At 54.0% G+C, this 16320-nt stretch carries 13 protein-coding genes; 9 read left to right on the forward strand and 4 right to left on the reverse strand.

What is annotated here, in order from left to right; all coding sequences use genetic code 11:
• The first annotated feature begins 139 nt into the window (after positions 1–139).
• The 9 genes from PAT3040_RS22355 (at position 140) to pruA (ending at position 14468) form a co-directional block, all read left to right on the forward strand.
• A complete protein-coding gene (locus PAT3040_RS22355; RefSeq protein WP_258235106.1) occupies positions 140–1048 on the forward strand; it encodes an ABC transporter permease in 909 nt (302 codons plus the stop codon).
• Positions 1042–1965: a carbohydrate ABC transporter permease gene (locus tag PAT3040_RS22360; protein ID WP_108994446.1), complete on the forward strand. Its 924-nt coding sequence runs from the start codon at positions 1042–1044 to the stop codon at positions 1963–1965. Before PAT3040_RS22355 ends, PAT3040_RS22360 begins: the two co-directional genes overlap by 7 nt.
• A gap of 157 nt (positions 1966–2122) precedes the next feature.
• Positions 2123–3901, forward strand: a complete 1779-nt coding sequence (locus PAT3040_RS22365; protein WP_108994447.1) for a type 2 periplasmic-binding domain-containing protein — start codon at positions 2123–2125, stop codon at positions 3899–3901.
• A gap of 25 nt (positions 3902–3926) precedes the next feature.
• Entirely contained in the window at positions 3927–5576 is a 1650-nt protein-coding gene (locus PAT3040_RS22370) for a hypothetical protein (RefSeq protein ID WP_108994448.1), read from the forward strand.
• Between the two features lie 232 nt (positions 5577–5808).
• Entirely contained in the window at positions 5809–9225 is a 3417-nt protein-coding gene (locus tag PAT3040_RS22375; protein WP_108994449.1) for an S-layer homology domain-containing protein, read from the forward strand.
• 196 nt (positions 9226–9421) lie between these two features.
• Entirely contained in the window at positions 9422–11140 is a 1719-nt protein-coding gene (locus PAT3040_RS22380; protein WP_108994450.1) for a methyl-accepting chemotaxis protein, read from the forward strand.
• Positions 11141–11400: 260 nt separating this feature from the next.
• Positions 11401–12333, forward strand: a complete 933-nt coding sequence (locus PAT3040_RS22385; RefSeq protein WP_087566031.1) for a manganese-dependent inorganic pyrophosphatase — start codon at positions 11401–11403, stop codon at positions 12331–12333.
• Between the two features lie 144 nt (positions 12334–12477).
• A complete protein-coding gene (locus tag PAT3040_RS22390; protein WP_108994451.1) occupies positions 12478–12777 on the forward strand; it encodes a DUF6509 family protein in 300 nt (99 codons plus the stop codon).
• Between the two features lie 143 nt (positions 12778–12920).
• Positions 12921–14468 (forward strand): L-glutamate gamma-semialdehyde dehydrogenase, encoded by a 1548-nt coding sequence (gene pruA, locus PAT3040_RS22395; RefSeq protein ID WP_108994452.1) that lies wholly within the window; start codon positions 12921–12923, stop codon positions 14466–14468.
• 16 nt (positions 14469–14484) lie between these two features.
• Here the strand turns inward: pruA and PAT3040_RS22400 are convergent, their stop codons facing one another.
• The 4 genes from PAT3040_RS22400 to PAT3040_RS37330 all read right to left on the reverse strand — a co-directional run bounded on the left by PAT3040_RS22400 (position 14485) and on the right by PAT3040_RS37330 (position 16245).
• Complete coding sequence (locus PAT3040_RS22400) at positions 14485–14799, reverse strand: hypothetical protein (protein WP_108994453.1); 315 nt, start codon at positions 14797–14799, stop codon at positions 14485–14487.
• Positions 14792–15160, reverse strand: coding sequence for a DUF6864 domain-containing function (locus PAT3040_RS22405; RefSeq protein WP_087566041.1), 369 nt, complete (start codon positions 15158–15160; stop codon positions 14792–14794). Before PAT3040_RS22405 ends, PAT3040_RS22400 begins: the two co-directional genes overlap by 8 nt.
• Positions 15161–15355: 195 nt before the next feature.
• Entirely contained in the window at positions 15356–16000 is a 645-nt protein-coding gene (locus PAT3040_RS22410) for a metal-dependent hydrolase (protein ID WP_108994454.1), read from the reverse strand.
• Positions 16001–16083: 83 nt separating this feature from the next.
• A complete protein-coding gene (locus PAT3040_RS37330; protein WP_179215307.1) occupies positions 16084–16245 on the reverse strand; it encodes a hypothetical protein in 162 nt (53 codons plus the stop codon).
• Positions 16246–16320 lie beyond the last annotated feature (75 nt).

A 16320-nucleotide genomic window follows, 5' to 3' on the forward strand; every position in this document is an offset into this window, starting at 1 on the left:
GTTTCACCTTGATTTTAGAAAAGTAACTTCGTGCGAAAGCAGCACTTATCGTGCCAATCGATTATTGAGAGCGTTTACGTTTGTTGACTATACTTATTTCAGGTTCATGAATCAACTTTCGCATCAAGGAGGAAAACATGTGGTGAAATGGTCTTGGATAAGGTGGAAAGCGCTGCTGCCACTTTACTTCTTCCTTATTCCCGGAATCGTGCTGGTTATTTTGTTCAATTACATTCCGCTGCTGGGCTTGCAGATCGCCTTTAAGGATTACGGCTTCAGAGAAGGCGTCTGGGGCAGTCCCTGGGTGGGGTTGCAGAACTTTAAGGAATTTGCGGCGAGCGCCGATTTCTGGCGGGCGACCGGCAATACATTTCTGCTCACGGGGCTGAGATTGGCGCTGGTTTTTCCAACAACGATACTGTTCGCGCTGCTTATTAACGAAATTCGATCCTTTGCCTTCAAGCGGTTTGTCCAAACGATGAGCTATTTGCCGCATTTCATTTCCTGGATTGTCGTTATCGGGTTTCTGGATGCCTTTCTGTCGCTGGACAGCGGCGGAGCCAATTCGATGCTCAGAAGCATCGGCTTGCAGCCGGTTCCCTTTATGGGCTCCGAGGCATGGTTCAGGCCGATATTTCTGCTGAGCGGGATGTGGAAGGAGCTGGGCTGGGGCACGATCCTGTATCTGGCAGCGATTGCCGGCATCAATCCGGCATTGTACGAAGCCGCTTCGATGGATGGAGCAGGCCGTTGGCGCCAGATGTGGAGCATTACGCTGCCATGCATTTTGCCGATTATTTCCATCGTTTTTATTTTGCAGATCCCGAGTCTGCTCAGCGCAGGCATCGACCAGATTTATCCGATGATTAATCCGGCCAACATCGGAGTGGCCGAGGTAATCGATACGTACATTTTGCGGCTGGGTATCGGCCAGGCCCAATATTCGATGACAACCGCTATCGGGCTCGTAACTAGCGTCATGGCTACCGCCTTGCTGCTGGGCAGCAACTATTTGTCGAAACGGGCGGGAGGAGAAGGCATATGGTAGAAGGACGCCGAGGGCTTGGCCAGACGTTTAGCAATCGTACATTTACAGTCGTGAACACGCTTTGCATGCTGCTCTTTTCGTTCCTGTGCGCTTATCCCATGTGGTACATTCTGGTGCTGTCGTTCAACGAGGGACAAGATGCCTTGATGGGCGGGATTTATTGGTGGCCGCGCGAATTTACGTTGGGCAACTATATCGTGGTGCTGTCCAACAGCATTATCGCCAACGCCTTCTGGATCAGCGTGCTGCGGACGGTCATCGGCACGGTTGGCTCTTTGTTGGTCACCTCCATGGTCGCTTATGCGCTGTCGCGCTCGGAGCTGCCGGGCCGCAGGCCGATTACGCTCTTTTTTCTGCTCATCATGCTGTTTAGCGGGGGACTTATCCCTTTCTATATCCAATTGATCCAATTAAATCTGATCAACACGTTTTGGGTTTACATTTTTCCGAGCCTGTTTAGCGTATGGAACATGCTTGTCATGCGCACGTCGTTTCGAAGCAACATCCCGGAATCGGTCGTGGAGTCGATGAAAATTGACGGTGCAGGTTATGTGCGGATTTATTTTACGCTAATATTGCCGTATTCGATGCCGCTGCTGGCCGCCCTGGGATTGTTTACGGCAGTCGGCCACTGGAATGACTGGTTTACCGGCGCGTTCTACGTCCAGGACATCAACTTGCAGCCGCTGCCTACCTATTTGCAGCGCGTGATGAGCTCGGTGGAGGCGTCCAATATGATCAGCGCCAGCCAGATAAATGCCGCCCGCGAGGCAAGCATGTACAATCCGGCGGCGGTAACGACCAAGTCGGTCCGCATGGCGACGATTATGCTGACGACGCTGCCCATTTTGCTCGTGTACCCGTTTTTGCAGCGTTATTTTGTCAAAGGCGTATTGATCGGTTCGGTAAAAGAGTAAGCGCAATACGCGCTGCAAGCAAGACAATCGCCAATGGTATAGCCGGATAGCCGGGGAGCCACTATGATAATGATGCAGGGCCCGCAGCATTGTCGCGCTAGGTTTGCTCCGGATGATGCCGATTATATAAAGAAGATTACGTAAAGGGGACGCACACATGAGAAAACGCGCACAACAATATTTGCTTAAAAGCATTGTGTTTGGACTTGTCATCTCGCTTATGGCCGCATGTACTTCCAACAACAATAATCCCGCAACGGGCAATGCCACCGCCGAGCCCAAGGGACAGGAAAGCAGCGCGCCGGCCGTCAAAGAAAAGTATACGCTTTATCATCCGCACCAAACGACGCCGATTGACCTTAACGGCCCCGTTACTAAAGAAGTATTGGCAAAGATGGGCATCGAATTTGAAAAAATCGAGATTGGCAACGGCAGCGATATTGCCCAGCAAGTCAACTTGAAGCTGGTCGGCGGAAGTTTCCCGAATGCCATTATTTTGAGTCCCGAGAGCCCGATCTGGTCCAGACTGATTGACGAAGACCGATTGCTGCCGCTCGACGATTATTTCAATCAGCCTGACGAATATCCGAATCTGGCGAAAATCGACAAACGCATCATCGACAACTGGCGCGCGACCGATGGCCATATTTATTTTGTACCGATGGGCTACGAGCCGAAACCGGAGGAGCCTTCGGCATGGCAGGGCAACGCGCAGGGATTGTGGATTCAGAGCGGTCTGGCGGAGAAGGCGGGTCTTACCGTGGACAGCCTTGGCACAATAGAAGGCTTTGAGGCGTACCTGACCGCCGTAAAGCAGTTGAAGGATTCGCAAGGCCGCGATCTGATTCCGTTGTCGCTCGGCGGAGAAAACTTTGCCGGCCTGGAATATGTCATGTCGATGTTCGGCGTGGTGGCATGGAACGAGGCCGGTGACGGCACGCAAGTGCCCGACTATCGAACGGAAGGCTTCAAACGCGGCTTTCAATGGCTGAACAAGATGCATCTGCAAGGATTGCTAGATCCGGAAACGGCGTTCCACAAACGTGATCTGTTCCTGGAAAAAACGAATTCCTTGCGTTTCAGCGCCATGATCTCCAACGGCTGGGATAGCCCGAACGCAACGATTTTGGCCAACAATAACTTGCCATCTTCCATTACTTACAGCGAGCTGGAGAAGCAAGGTTTCCCGGAAGGCTGGTTCGTGCCGGTCAAGCTGCCGACCGTCGACAATATCAAGCCCGCCCAATACGCCAACTTTAATCCATTTGGCGGTCTGGAAACCGGCGTCGGCAAAGACACCAAAAATCCGGACGCTCTGATGAAGGGGCTGGATTGGCTCCAAACGCCGGAGGCATTTATTTTGATGGAATACGGCCTGGAATCGATGGGTGCTTACAAGATGGAAGACGGCGTAGTTGTCGTTAATCAGGATGTGTTCCAGGGACCGGAATTCTGGGGCGGCGAAGGCATGACCAACGTGACGGAAAAAGGTTTTTTCTGGTGGAAGCAACTGGGCAGTACGCTTAGCACGCATATTCCGACTCTCGAAGCTCCGTGGATCGCCACCAACGCCATGCTGTACAAGGCGGAGCAAATCAATCAGGAGCAAGGGACATTCGGCTTGTTGCCGGCGACTTTCCGTACAAAAGCGTTGGTCGGCGGGATGGTTGAGAAGTATACGCCGGTTCAGACCGACATTCGACTGCAATATTATGCCAAGCTGCTGCTGGCCAAGTCGGAGGCGGAATTCGAGCAAGTATACAATCAATTCCTGAGCGAGATGAAGGGGCGCGGCCACGACGAAGAAACGATCGCCGAGTTTAACGAGCAATACGCGGCTTACATGGCGACGCCTGCCGGCCAGGTGAAAATTGAGGTAACGCGATCGATGCCGCGCAACGTATTTAGCGACAAAGCGGAGGCAGTGGGCCGCTAATTCAACATTATTAGGAGCGAAAACGATGAACGAAGCCAACAATCGCGTCAATATTATCAATTTTGTCCGGGGCGTCGAGCCTCGCTTGCCAATCGATTTGCTTGATACGCTAAAGCGGGAAATTGCGCTGGTTAATCAATACGATCTGCCGGCAACCTGGCTTATTCAATATGATGCCTTGATCGATCCGCAGTTTACGGACGTATTGAAGGAGTTGGATGACCGGCACGAAATCGGCATTTGGTTTGAAGTCGTGCAGCCGCTGACCGATCGGGCCGGCCTGGCCTGGCGTGGCCGTTATCCGTGGGATTGGCATGCGAATGTCGGGTTTTCGATCGGGTATACGCCGGATGAGCGCGTACTGTTGGCGGACTTGTTCATGGAGGAGTTCCATCGGCAATTCGGCTATTATCCTCGGTCAGCGGGCTCCTGGTTTATGGACGCGCATCTGCTTGGCCATTTGTCCGACCGATATGGCATCGTCGCCTCCTGTAACTGCAAGGACCAATGGGGCACCGACGGTTACACGCTCTGGGGCGGTTACTACAACCAGGCGTATTACCCCAGCCGCCTAAACGGATTTATGCCAGCCCAGACGGCAGAGGGGCAAATTCCCGTGCCCGTGTTCCGCATGCTCGGCAGCGATCCTATCTACCAATATGACGCTGCCGATTACGGTTATGGTCAATCCGTCATTACGCTCGAGCCTGTCTATACGGGAGCCGAGGGAGGAGGAGGCAATCCGGAGTGGGTGCGCTGGTTTTTCGACACCAGCTTTGGCGTGCCGCAGCTTTCCTTCGGCTACACGCAGATCGGCCAGGAGAATTCATTCGGTTGGGAGCGTATATCGGCCGGCTTGATCGACCAGATCGCTTTGCTCGCAGACTGGCAGCGCGAAGACCGGGTACGGGTAGAAACGTTGGCGGAGTCGGGGGCGTGGTTCAAGGAAACGTATCCGGTTACGCCGGCTTCGTCGATTATCGCGCTCAAGGACTGGCGGAATTCTGGCAAGCAGTCGCTTTGGTATTGCAGCCGGTTCTACCGAGTCAATCTGCTAAAGGATGGGGCGAAATTTTGTTTGCGCGATGTCCATCTGTTCGACGAAAACTACGAGGAGCGTTATCTGCGGGATGTGTGCGAGACCGAGGAATGTTGGTACGATACGTTGCCGGTCATGGACGCCGGCAGATGGACGGACGGGCAAGTCCGGCCCGGCATTGTGCCGGTCGTGCGAAACGAGAACGGCGAGTTTTCGCCTGCGGAAGTGGATAGACTCGAACGAGTCGAAGCCGACGGCGACCGATTGGCGCTGGCGCTGATCCTCGCGGACGGAACGGAGATGGCGATTGCCATGGAGGAACGGTCGATTACGATTCGGTCGGACTTCCCGGACTGGGGCCTGCAGCTGGTTTGGGGCAACGCTACGGCAGAGATCCATTACTCGGCTGATCGGATCAAGTATATGTACGAAGGCATGTCCTACGGCGTGGACGTACAAGGGGCTATGCTGATCGAAGATCTAGTGGAGACGAAGGACCGCAAGTTCGCATCAGCTGAGGACAACCTAATGAAGACGCAGGATAGCGCGGTCGCAATAGCTGCAGACGATGTCCATGCGACTTCCGGTTCCCTGTTTATCCTCGCTCAAGGCAATACAGTTTCGTTACGTTTCTAGGCGATAGATCGTTGACTTCAGTTTAATGACCCGGCCGAGGGAATTCTGACGGCCATGAGCGCCTTAGATATGTTTTTTTCCGTCATCACGATTCTAACGGTCAAATCAGAGCATTAGCGCGTCAAAAGTGGCGAAATTCCGTCCGTTTGGTGATGCAAGCGTCTCTCATGGCCGTTAGATATCGGAGGATAAAGGTTTTTCAACAACCACTTGAAAGGGAGTTGTTAAATTTATGAGCAAGCTGCGCAAGCTTGTTGCCGCAACCGCGGCATCGGCCATGTTTGTTTCGATGATGCCCTACGGCTTTGCCAACGGACAGACATCCCAAGACTCAGGCGGCACGAACCCGCCGACCCATCCTTTTCATATCGGAATATTTAATCCTCCGGCTCCCATTCATACGAATCAGGCGACATACGGGGATATTGCCGGCATGAACGTCAACTTTATCGTAGGCGGCAACAGCAATCATTATTACGATGTTAATCACAACGCGCTGGATTTGGCGGAGGCGAACGGACTGCAGATTTTGGTATCCGATGCGCGATTTGCCTGGGACGAACCAACTGTCGAACAGAACGAGGGAGAAGACAGCGTTGCGGTCAGCCAGTCGCAATCGTGGGGCCAAACCTTCTACGCTCCGAATCGGGGTTCGGATTGGGGACTCAACTATGCTACGCTCGATATCGACCAGTCGACGTGGCCAGCCAATACGAACTTGACGTTGACCTTGTACGACAGCCCGGCCAAAGGAACGACGATTGCATCGGCCTCGCTTGTTACGCCTGCTACTCCCGCCGCAGAACCTACCGTATTTTGGCTGCTGACGCGCGTGCAGATGGGGACGCAATATTATATGGAGCTAACGAGCGACAATCCGGTAAGCGCTTCACTTCGGCTTAGCGACTTGAATACGTATGGGGATGGCGATGCCTACAGCAACGGTGTACTGGAGACGGGCAGCGATCTGGCATTTAAGGTGCTGTTTTCCGAATCCGCTTTCAAAAACGGAGGCCAGCCGTCGCTCGAAACACTGCAGCAAATCGTGGACGACTATGGCGATCATCCCGCTCTGATGGGCTACAACCTGTATGACGAGCCGAACTCCATTCTGTTGCCGCAGCTCGGCAACATGGTTAGGACGTTGCGCGGACTGGACACCGACGCTATGTCCCTGGTCAACCTTTGGCCTAGCGACGCGGACGTCAGCTTGACTGGCATGGAGTTGAATCGCGACGGTTCGGTTCTTAGCACCTCCACTCCGGTAGGACAGACCTTTACAACCAAAGCATACGAAGATGAAATTAGAACCGTGCAATGGGCGATTCCTTACGATCAATGGGGACCGGGGGAAGCTGTCACCTTGACGTTGTACGATTCTGTGAGCAAAGGTCAGCAGTTGGCGCAGGCTACGCTTGGCGCGCCTACGTCGCAATCGTTGCATCAGACCTTCGAGCTGAACGCGGAGGTTCAACCTAACACTTCCTATTATATGGAGCTTACGCACAACGGCGGTCATGACAATTTCTTTGGCGTATGGCGATCCGCACCGGGCGTGGAATGGTATGCCGGCGGTCAAGCCTATGCTGGCGGTAATGCCTTGACATCCGATTTCTGGCATGCCTTTAATCTGGACGTCGAACCTTTTTCCTATGAGGATTACGTCTACCGCTGGGTTAGAGCAGATCCCGATGTCATGCTGCACGATTATTATCCGTATTATTCCGACGGCACCGTATCGGATGAGTATTATAACAATTTGGAGATTGTACGGCGACAATCCTTGGCCGGCGAAATTGATTTCTGGACGTTTGTGCAGTCCGTCGGCATTGGCAATTGGCTGAGATCGCCAAGCAAAGATGATCTTCGCCACAACATCTATACGAATCTGGCTTACGGCTCAAAAGGATTGATTTATTTTACGTATTGGCATCCGGTTTACGACGGCTTTAACGGCTCCATTATCGATCCCAATGGCAATCGGAATCCATCCTACTATTGGGCGCAGGAGCTGAATGCGGAAGTGCTTGGACTGGGGGATACGCTGAACAGGCTGCAGTCGCTGGCGGTGTATCATACGGGCGCGGCTCCGGCGAAGACGAATGCGTTGCCGGGAGAGTTTTTCTGGCAGCCGGCGGATGCGCAGCAGCCATGGATTATTTCCTACTTCCGGGACGAGAACGATCGCAAGTATGTAATGGTCGTCAACCGCAACGAAAAAGGAAGCCAATCCGGCACCTTTACATTGTCGACTGCCCCTGGGAAGGTGACGGAGGTATCGAAGGCCAGCGGAGTGGAGATTGGAGCGGACTATAACTACTTAACCGGCGTGCTGCGCGCTGGCGACTTCCTGCCAGGCGAGGGCAAATTGTTTGCGATCGACCAAATACCCGACGATTATGCTCCTGCAGCGCTCAATCAAACAATAAACGTGCTGCAAAACCATGCTGCCGTCGGCATGCTGCAAGCGACAGATCATGAAAATGGTTCGCTCACGTATTCCATCGTTTCTAATGGACAGAAAGGAACCGTTACGATCGTCGACGCGGCTACCGGCGCGTTTACCTACACGCCAGGCACGGCGGCAGCGGGAACAGATATGTTTACATTCCGGGCAAACGACGGCAATCTGGATTCCAACATTGCAACAGTAACGATTCTTGTTACGCCGGAGCTGGCTGTAACGGTTGCTCCGGGCACGGCGACGGGCACCACCCGGATATCGGCAAACGTAGCTAGCGGGCATACGCTTGCCGTATCGCTTGAAGACGAACCCGTTCCCGTTCCGTCTGTTGGGGGGAATGTAGAGCAAGAAACAGCCAATGCCGTGACATCCACGGCTGGTTTCGAAATTGGCGCGGCGACTGCCGGCAAACATATCGCGGCCTATGAGTTGGATCCCCTTGGACGAGTGGTGAAGTTCGCTTCCTTCGAGCTGTCGGCCAGCCATATCAAGCAAGGCGGCGGAAGCGAATACGTATATATTCCTGTTAACGGCGGCGGTTCGGGACAAAACGATCCAAAGGAAACAGACCCTTCCAAGGAGACAGATCCGTCGGAGGAACCGGGTAATACGGATTCGGAGCAGTCGAATCCCTCCACGGGCGGTCAGCGCGACTTCCATGACGTCGACCAGCACTGGGCTTATCGAGCTATTGTTTCGGCTCGGGAGAACGGAATTATTGATGGTTATACGGATGGGTCCTTTAGACCGGATCGGCAAGTGACCCGGGCGGAGTTTGTTGTCATGCTGCAGCGGACGACGAAGAGCAAAGGAAAAGAAGCGAGCGGAACCTTTGCCGATCTGGATAAGGCTGGCGAGTGGGCTCGTTCCGCATTGCTGCAGGCGGTAGAGGCCGGCTGGATTACCGGTTATGCGGATGGCACCTTGCGTCCCAATAATCCTGTCAGTCGTGCAGAGGTTGCGGTCATTGTGGCGCGGGCTCTGGCTCTGAAGCTTGAGCCGACCGAGCGGACGGAATTTGCCGATGACGGACTTATTCCAGCCTGGAGCAAAGGGGCCGTCGAAGCGGCAAGGGAGCGCGGTTTGCTGCTAGGGCAAACGAACAACGCATTTCATCCGCTTTCCCCGCTGTCTCGAGCAGAGGCGGTAACGCTGCTGGTTCGTTTGATGAATAACGCACCATAACCGGTATTGAAATAACAAACAATCATTCCCCGCTGTAAACTTCAAACAGCCCTCATCTTACAAGGTGGGGGCTGTTTGACGCTTCCCCGGAGAGCGGTCGAGACGTTCCGTCTTGCAAGATTTAGTAGCGCAACCCGGATCGAATCCTGTAAGATAGTGTCAGATAATCGTATATTCGGGGAAGGGGTACCAGGCTTTGAATTCTTTACATACGAGAATGGTCTTGTTTTTCTCATGCCTTATCTTTGCGGCGGTTGCCGTGCTTGGCTTTACTATCTATCGCTCATCCATGAATCTGGTCGAGAATTCGCTCGGCGCGCAGGCGCAACTCGTGGCGGAGAGCGCGGCGAAAACGATCGATCCTGCCAGTTACGCGGCATTAACGCCGGAAGGCGGGGAGAGCGATTATTATTGGGAGCTGAGGGAGTCGCTTAATAAGCTCAGAGAGGCGAACGGACTTAAATATCTGTATACGCTTGCGAAAGGCGAGGGAAACGGGGGAAACTACTACTATTATATGGTGGATGGCGCGCCGGCGGATGCAGCAGAAGATGACTTCTCTCCGATCGGAACCAGGGAAGAAAATGATTATCCCGGCATGATCACTGCTTTCGAGTCCGGCGAGTCCGTAATCGGAGATTTGTCTGACGACGATTATGGCGCAACGATTACCGCATACGTGCCTCTCATGGATAATAGCGGCAACCTGATCGGGGTCGTCGGCGCCGATTTTGACGCGACGAAGGTGTTCGCGCTAATGTCGGCCAACACCCGGACGACGATTTACGTCGCCGTGGCCATCGTAGTTGCGGGCATTCTGCTGGTCATTGCGCTCGCGAGCTATCTGACACGCCCGCTCAAGCGGCTGACTTCGTCAGTCGCGAAGGTGAGAGAAGGCGATATGACCGTCGACATCAAGGTAACGCGCAAGGACGAGGTCGGCGTTTTGGCTCAGACCTTTCAGCAGCTTGTCTCAAGTACGCGGACATCCATCCGCAATATGCGAGACAGCTCGCATCGGCTGCTGACGGCTTCGGAGGATGTGTCGCGGCATGCCAAGTCGACAAGCGAAGCGAGCAAGGGGATCGCGGCAAGCATCGGCGATGCCTCGAGCGGCGCTCAGACGCAGGTAAGCCGAGCGTCCGACATGACAAGAGCGGTGGAGGGCGTCGCTCGCAGCATGTCGCGGATAACGGAGTCGGCGTCGATCGTCTCCGACGCGGCGCAGGAGACGAAGCTGCATTCCGACCGGGGGCGCATACTTATCGGGTCCGCGCTGACGGAGATGAACGCGATCGGCACGGCAGCGGACCGGATGTTCGAGTCCATGAAACGGCTTGAAACCCGTTCGATCGAAATCGGCGAAATTACTTCCGTTATGGCGGATATAGCCTCGCAGACGAATCTGCTCGCGCTTAATGCAGCGATCGAAGCCGCTCATGCCGGCGAACAGGGCAGGGGCTTCGCTATCGTCGCGGAGCAGGTGCGCAAGCTGGCTGCGCAGTCCCAGACCTTCGCCGTTCAGATCGGGGAGCTGATCGCTTCTACGCAGGAAGAGACGATAAGGCTTGCCGCAGAGATGGAGGGCAATACGGACAAGGTTCGTTCCGGCCTCGATATCGTGCAAGAAGCTGGCCAAGCGTTTTACGCGATCGCGGATGGGCTGGAGTTGGTCAACCAGCAGCTGCAGGAGGTATCCGCGGCATCGCAGGAAGTAACCGCCGAGTCAGAGGAAGTAGCGGCTTCCGTCGAGGAGATGGAACGAATCTCGCGTCATGCGGCTATTCACTTCCAGGGCATCGCCGCAAGCTCCGGCGAGCAGATCGCCTCGATGGACGAGGTGGCGTCATCGGCAGAGATGCTGCGCCATATCTCCACCGAGCTGGATTCTTTGAACAAGCGATTTACCGTCTAGCTGAGGCGCTGGACGCAGGGTGACCGTATGCTTATAGAGGTTGTTCAAAAAGTTCAACCTTCTCGGTACTGAGAATCGAACTTTTTGAACTCGCGCTTCTGTATGCGGTCACTACTTTTTTGCATAATTCGGTGTAAAGGTATAGGAATACGGTGGACTTAAGGTTATAATCGAAATTAGTGGAGAACGTTTCTCACAGGTCCGGCGCGGAGGCGGAGTCCTCTGCCAGCGGATCAATAACGATTAAGGGAGTTTGAATCATGGCAAAAACGTTAATCTTCGGACACAAAAATCCGGACACGGACACGATTACTTCGGCAATAGCCTATGCAGAGCTTAAGAGCAAGCTTGGCGCGGACGTTGAAGCAACACGCCTTGGCGAAGTCAACGGCGAGACGCAATACGCGCTCAACTATTTCGGCATCGAGGCTCCTCGCCTGGTCGAAAACGTAGCTGACGAAGCCAAGGACGTTATTCTGGTTGACCATAACGAGCGCCAACAAAGCGCCAACGATATCGACAAAGTACGCGTCGTGGAAGTGATCGACCATCACCGTATCGCCAACTTCGAGACGGCGGGTCCTCTGTACTTCCGCGCTGAGCCGGTTGGTTGCACGGCGACGATCCTGAACAAGCTGTACAAGGAGAACGGCGTCGAGATCCGCAAGGAAATCGCGGGCCTTATGCTTTCTGCAATCATCTCCGACTCCCTGCTGTTCAAATCCCCGACTTGCACGGAGCAAGACGTTGCGGCGGCTCGCGAGCTGGCGGCAATCGCAGGCGTAGACGCTGATGCTTACGGCCTGGACATGCTCAAAGCTGGCGCTGACCTGAGCGACAAAACGATCGAGCAGCTGATCTCCATAGACGCCAAGGAATTTTCCATGGGCAGCTACAAGGTAGAGATCGCGCAAGTGAACGCGGTTGACACGAACGACGTGCTGAGCCGTCAGGCGGAGCTGGAAGAAGCGCTTAACGGCATTATCGCTTCCAAAGGACTGGATCTGTTCCTGCTCGTCGTAACCGATATTCTCAACAACGATTCTATCGGTCTTGCGCTGGGCTCCAAGGCTAGCAGCGTAGAGAAGGCGTTCAACGTGTCGCTGAGCGACAACAAAGCGCTGCTTAAGGGCGTCGTGTCCCGCAAATCCCAGATCGTTCCTCCGCTGACGGAGACGCTGAGCGCGGAGTAAGCTTTCTTGCCGCCGATGAGGCATTAAATTTGGTACAAGCAGTCCTGACGCCTTCGTATGCGGTACGAGGCAGGGGCTGCTTTTGATTTTCATCTATGATCTGCAGTTGCGTTAGAATAGCCCTATGGAAGGGAGCAAACAGACATGTTCAAAATTACAGAGTATACGGTTGAGCAAATCCTGGATCCTTACGGGATCCTGACGGGGGAGCGTTATGAGCTGCTTCTGGATTTGGAGGTCGAGGAGGATGACGAGCTTTACCAGGATGAGGGCGTGAGGCTGCGCGTCGTATATGCGAAGGATGGGGATAACTCCCGCATCGCGAAATACGAGTTTCTGATCGCATCGTCCAATCAATACCTGGATATGGAGATGGAGGAAGAAGAAGAGCAGGCGGTATCGGCTTTCTGCAAGGAAGTATTGGAGGCGCCAATCTCCGAATGAAACGCGCCGCACCGCCAATGGGCGGCTAAAACCGTTTTACCTTGCGATTCGTGTTTTGCTCATGTAGTTGCCGCTCCCCGCATAACTTTGAACATAAGCCCTATACAGGTAGTTCAAAAAGTCTAATTTGGGGGGAGAAGCGTATGCGAGAGCCGTTCCGCAACGAACCGTTTACCGACTTCGGAGTCAGCGACAATATCGCGGACTTTCAAGCTGCGCTTGCGCAGGTGGAAGCCGAGCTTGGGCGGGAATACAAGCTCAAGATTGGAGCGGACTGGATCGAGACGACGAACAAACGCAAGTCGTTGAATCCGTCGCAATATACACAAATGATCGGCCTGGTTTCCCAAGGCGATGAGGAGCATGCCCATAAAGCGATATTGGCAGCCGCGGCGGCTTTCGAAGGTTGGAAGCGGGTCCCGGCCCAAGCTCGCGCAAGAGTGCTCTACAAGGCGGCTGCTCTCTTGCGGAGACGCAAACATGAGTTCTCCGCATGGCTGGTCTACGAAGCAGGCAAGAGCTGGGCTGAGGCTGACGGCGATACGGCGGAAGCGATCGATTTTATGGAGTTCTACGGCAGGGAAATGGAACGCCTGTCGGAACGTCAGCCTTTGGTGCCGCTTGCCGGAGAGGACAACGAGCTTGTATATCTGCCTCTCGGCGTAGGCATCATTATTCCGCCTTGGAATTTCCCGCTGGCCATTATGGTCGGGATGACGATGGCGGCCGTTGTGGCAGGCAATACCGTCGTGCTGAAGCCCGCAAGTCCCACGGCCGTTATCGCCGCCAAATTTATGGAGCTGCTGGAAGATGCGGGGCTGCCGGCTGGCGTGGTCAATTTTTTGCCGGGTGCGGGCGGAGAAATTGGCGACTTTCTGGTGGAGCATACGTTGACGAGGTTCGTTTGTTTTACAGGCTCTCGCGAGGTTGGCCTGCGCATTAACGAGAAGGCGGCGGCGACGCGGCCGGATCAGAAGTGGATCAAGAGAGTCATGGCGGAGATGGGCGGCAAGGATACGATTATCGTCGACGAGGACGCCGATCTGGATCTGGCGGCGGACGCCATTACGGCATCCGCATTCGGTTATTCCGGCCAGAAGTGTTCGGCTTGCTCCAGAGCGGTCGTGCACGAGGCGGTCTATGACGAAGTGTTGGGGAAAGTCGTGGAGCGAACGCTTGCGCTTCGCATGGGCAAGGCCGCGGAGCAATCGACGTACATCGGTCCCGTTATCGACGAGCGGGCTTACATTCAGATTCTAAAATATATCGAGATCGGCCGATCGGAAGCAACGCTTGTATGCGGCGGCAACATGGGCAGCAGCTCCGGCTATTACATCGAGCCGACGATATTCAAGGATGTGGGGCCCTACGCGGTTATCGCCCAGGAGGAGATATTCGGGCCGGTGCTGGCGTTTATCAAGGCAGCGAACTTCGAGGCGGCGCTCGACATTGCGAACAATACGGAGTACGGACTGACCGGAGCCGTCATCTCGCGTAATCGAAGCCGGCTGGAGCAAGCGCGGGAGCAATTCCACGTCGGCAATCTGTACTTCAATCGCAAGTGTACGGGGGCGCTCGTCGGCGTTCATCCATTCGGCGGCTTTAATATGTCCGGTACGGATTCCAAAGCGGGCGGCAGAGATTATCTGCTGTTGTTTACGCAGCCGAAGGTCGTATCGGAGCGGTTTTAAATGTTCAAAAAATACCTTAACCGCCGCTATCCTTCGATCTCGATCCGATCAGATAGCCGATTATGGTTGATTCGACGGGAAGCACGACTAACGTCCACAGTTCCTTTAAGCCGAAGCCGGGGGAACGGTAGGTTTCCGGCGTCAGCGTATAGACGAGCGCAATGAGAAGGACAAATAATGCGATCGTGCCTACGATATACAGGCGAACATTGTCGCCCGATCCGAAAAATTTGCCGAGAAAACCGAGTTCTGCTTTGCGTTTCTCGTTTTCCGCATTTGCCGCTATGATTTTGCTGGCGACTTTGGGGTCCTGGATTTCTAGTTTATTCATGGGCAGGAACCCCCTCGCCTGCATAAAACGTAAAGGTCAGCGCCCAGGAAGAAGCATCGGAATTAACGGTAATCTCATAGCGCAGCGAAAGCTTTCGATTATTCAAAATGCCGAGATGAATCATGTCCGAGCTTCCGATCGGCTTGCCTCTCGGGAAGTTGACGCATGTAATTCGTACCTCATTGTATTTCACGAGTCGGATATCCGTTGTAAAATCATCCTGCTCCTGTATGTATTCGATGCAAAAAACAAACGCAAGCGGATCGTTTTCCTCCGACAACACGATTTCGATCGGATTCATTTCATAGGCGAATACCCTGCCATGATAGACGACCTCGAATCCTCCGGACGTAATTTTCATTGCAATCCCTCCAAAACGATTTGAACTATTGCGGCTTCCTACTACTATTCTACGAAAGCGATGGCGGAGACATGACAACCTCCGAAAAGAGAGATTTGCAGAGAACGTCATAAACCATCCGATCAAACTAAAAAGCCCCGGTTCAAGCGCGTCTTTTGTAAGACGGGTTTGAACCGGGGCTTGCCTGCAGCTTTATTACCAACGGAACTTGAACGACTTCTTGAACAGCGGGGATAGCCATTTGACGCCGCTTGGCGTCAGAGTGTCGGCTACGAGATGGGAGAGGTAACCCAGCATGGCGGTTATGCCAAGTCCGGGCGCTTTCAGTTGCTCCTCCAATCCCCAGCCTAACCACAACCAGACGGGCAGCATCCAGACGGTATGCGTCATCCCGCGATGTTTGAGCCATGGCGCCCATACGACGAAAACGCCCAATCCGATCAACCATATCATTCCGTGGATGTAACCATGATAGATCAAATAAAGGCCGACGGCGCTGACAAGGGCATTTCGTATCGCACCTTGCTTCATAACAAGACCGGCCAAAATAGCGGCGATGCTGCCTCCCGCCCAGATGGGAGACAACGGTTGACCGCTGAAATACAAGTAGGCCGTAATCGCCAGATACAGGATGCCGCCCCATAGGGCGAGCTCCCGAATTCGTTTGCTTAGTTTGGTCAGCTTGCTGCTAAGCATGCTGGGACCGTCAAGATCCGGGGCCAAGGCGGAAAATGCCGCGACGCCGATATACAGGAGGCTATCCTCCATGTCCGGCGAATGTACGACAACCGCGAGGGCGCCAATGGCCGCCCCGATGATGAGATGAGTCTTCCCTGTCATGATTCTATTTGTCCCTTCTTGTGACAGACTAACTGACTTTGGCTACATGTCCCGGATGATCTGGTTTGCAGGTTGCAGCCGGCTTACAGATGCTCCTTATTGACCTGCTCGTTGCGGACCATCTGCTCGAGCTTCTCCACCAGCCTGTCGTGCACGGGATCCTTTCGCCCGATTCCCAGCCATGATTTGCGTTTCTGCGTTTGCAGCAGCTTGAGCAGGTATATTTTCTCTTTTAATGTAAACATCTCCGCTCCTCCTTCTGTCCTTCCTGATACTATCATTATAAAAGTCAATAATTTACCCGTCAAAGTCCTGTAAAA

This window comes from Paenibacillus agaridevorans (assembly GCF_003112455.1).
GTDB lineage: Bacteria > Bacillota > Bacilli > Paenibacillales > Paenibacillaceae > Pristimantibacillus > Pristimantibacillus agaridevorans.

Bases quoted from the DNA above. Each gene is read 5' to 3' on its own strand.
- PAT3040_RS22360 (WP_108994446.1), top strand. From the start codon at position 1,042: ATGGTAGAAGGACGCCGAGGGCTTGGCCAGACGTTTAGCAATCGTACA.
- PAT3040_RS22365 (WP_108994447.1), top strand. From the start codon at position 2,123: ATGAGAAAACGCGCACAACAATATTTGCTTAAAAGCATTGTGTTTGGA.
- PAT3040_RS22370 (WP_108994448.1), top strand. From the start codon at position 3,927: ATGAACGAAGCCAACAATCGCGTCAATATTATCAATTTTGTCCGGGGC.
- PAT3040_RS22375 (WP_108994449.1), top strand. From the start codon at position 5,809: ATGAGCAAGCTGCGCAAGCTTGTTGCCGCAACCGCGGCATCGGCCATG.
- PAT3040_RS22385 (WP_087566031.1), top strand. From the start codon at position 11,401: ATGGCAAAAACGTTAATCTTCGGACACAAAAATCCGGACACGGACACG.
- PAT3040_RS22390 (WP_108994451.1), top strand. From the start codon at position 12,478: ATGTTCAAAATTACAGAGTATACGGTTGAGCAAATCCTGGATCCTTAC.
- pruA (WP_108994452.1), top strand. From the start codon at position 12,921: ATGCGAGAGCCGTTCCGCAACGAACCGTTTACCGACTTCGGAGTCAGC.
- PAT3040_RS22400 (WP_108994453.1), bottom strand. From the start codon at position 14,799: ATGAATAAACTAGAAATCCAGGACCCCAAAGTCGCCAGCAAAATCATA.
- PAT3040_RS22405 (WP_087566041.1), bottom strand. From the start codon at position 15,160: ATGAAAATTACGTCCGGAGGATTCGAGGTCGTCTATCATGGCAGGGTA.
- PAT3040_RS22410 (WP_108994454.1), bottom strand. From the start codon at position 16,000: ATGACAGGGAAGACTCATCTCATCATCGGGGCGGCCATTGGCGCCCTC.
- PAT3040_RS37330 (WP_179215307.1), bottom strand. From the start codon at position 16,245: ATGTTTACATTAAAAGAGAAAATATACCTGCTCAAGCTGCTGCAAACG.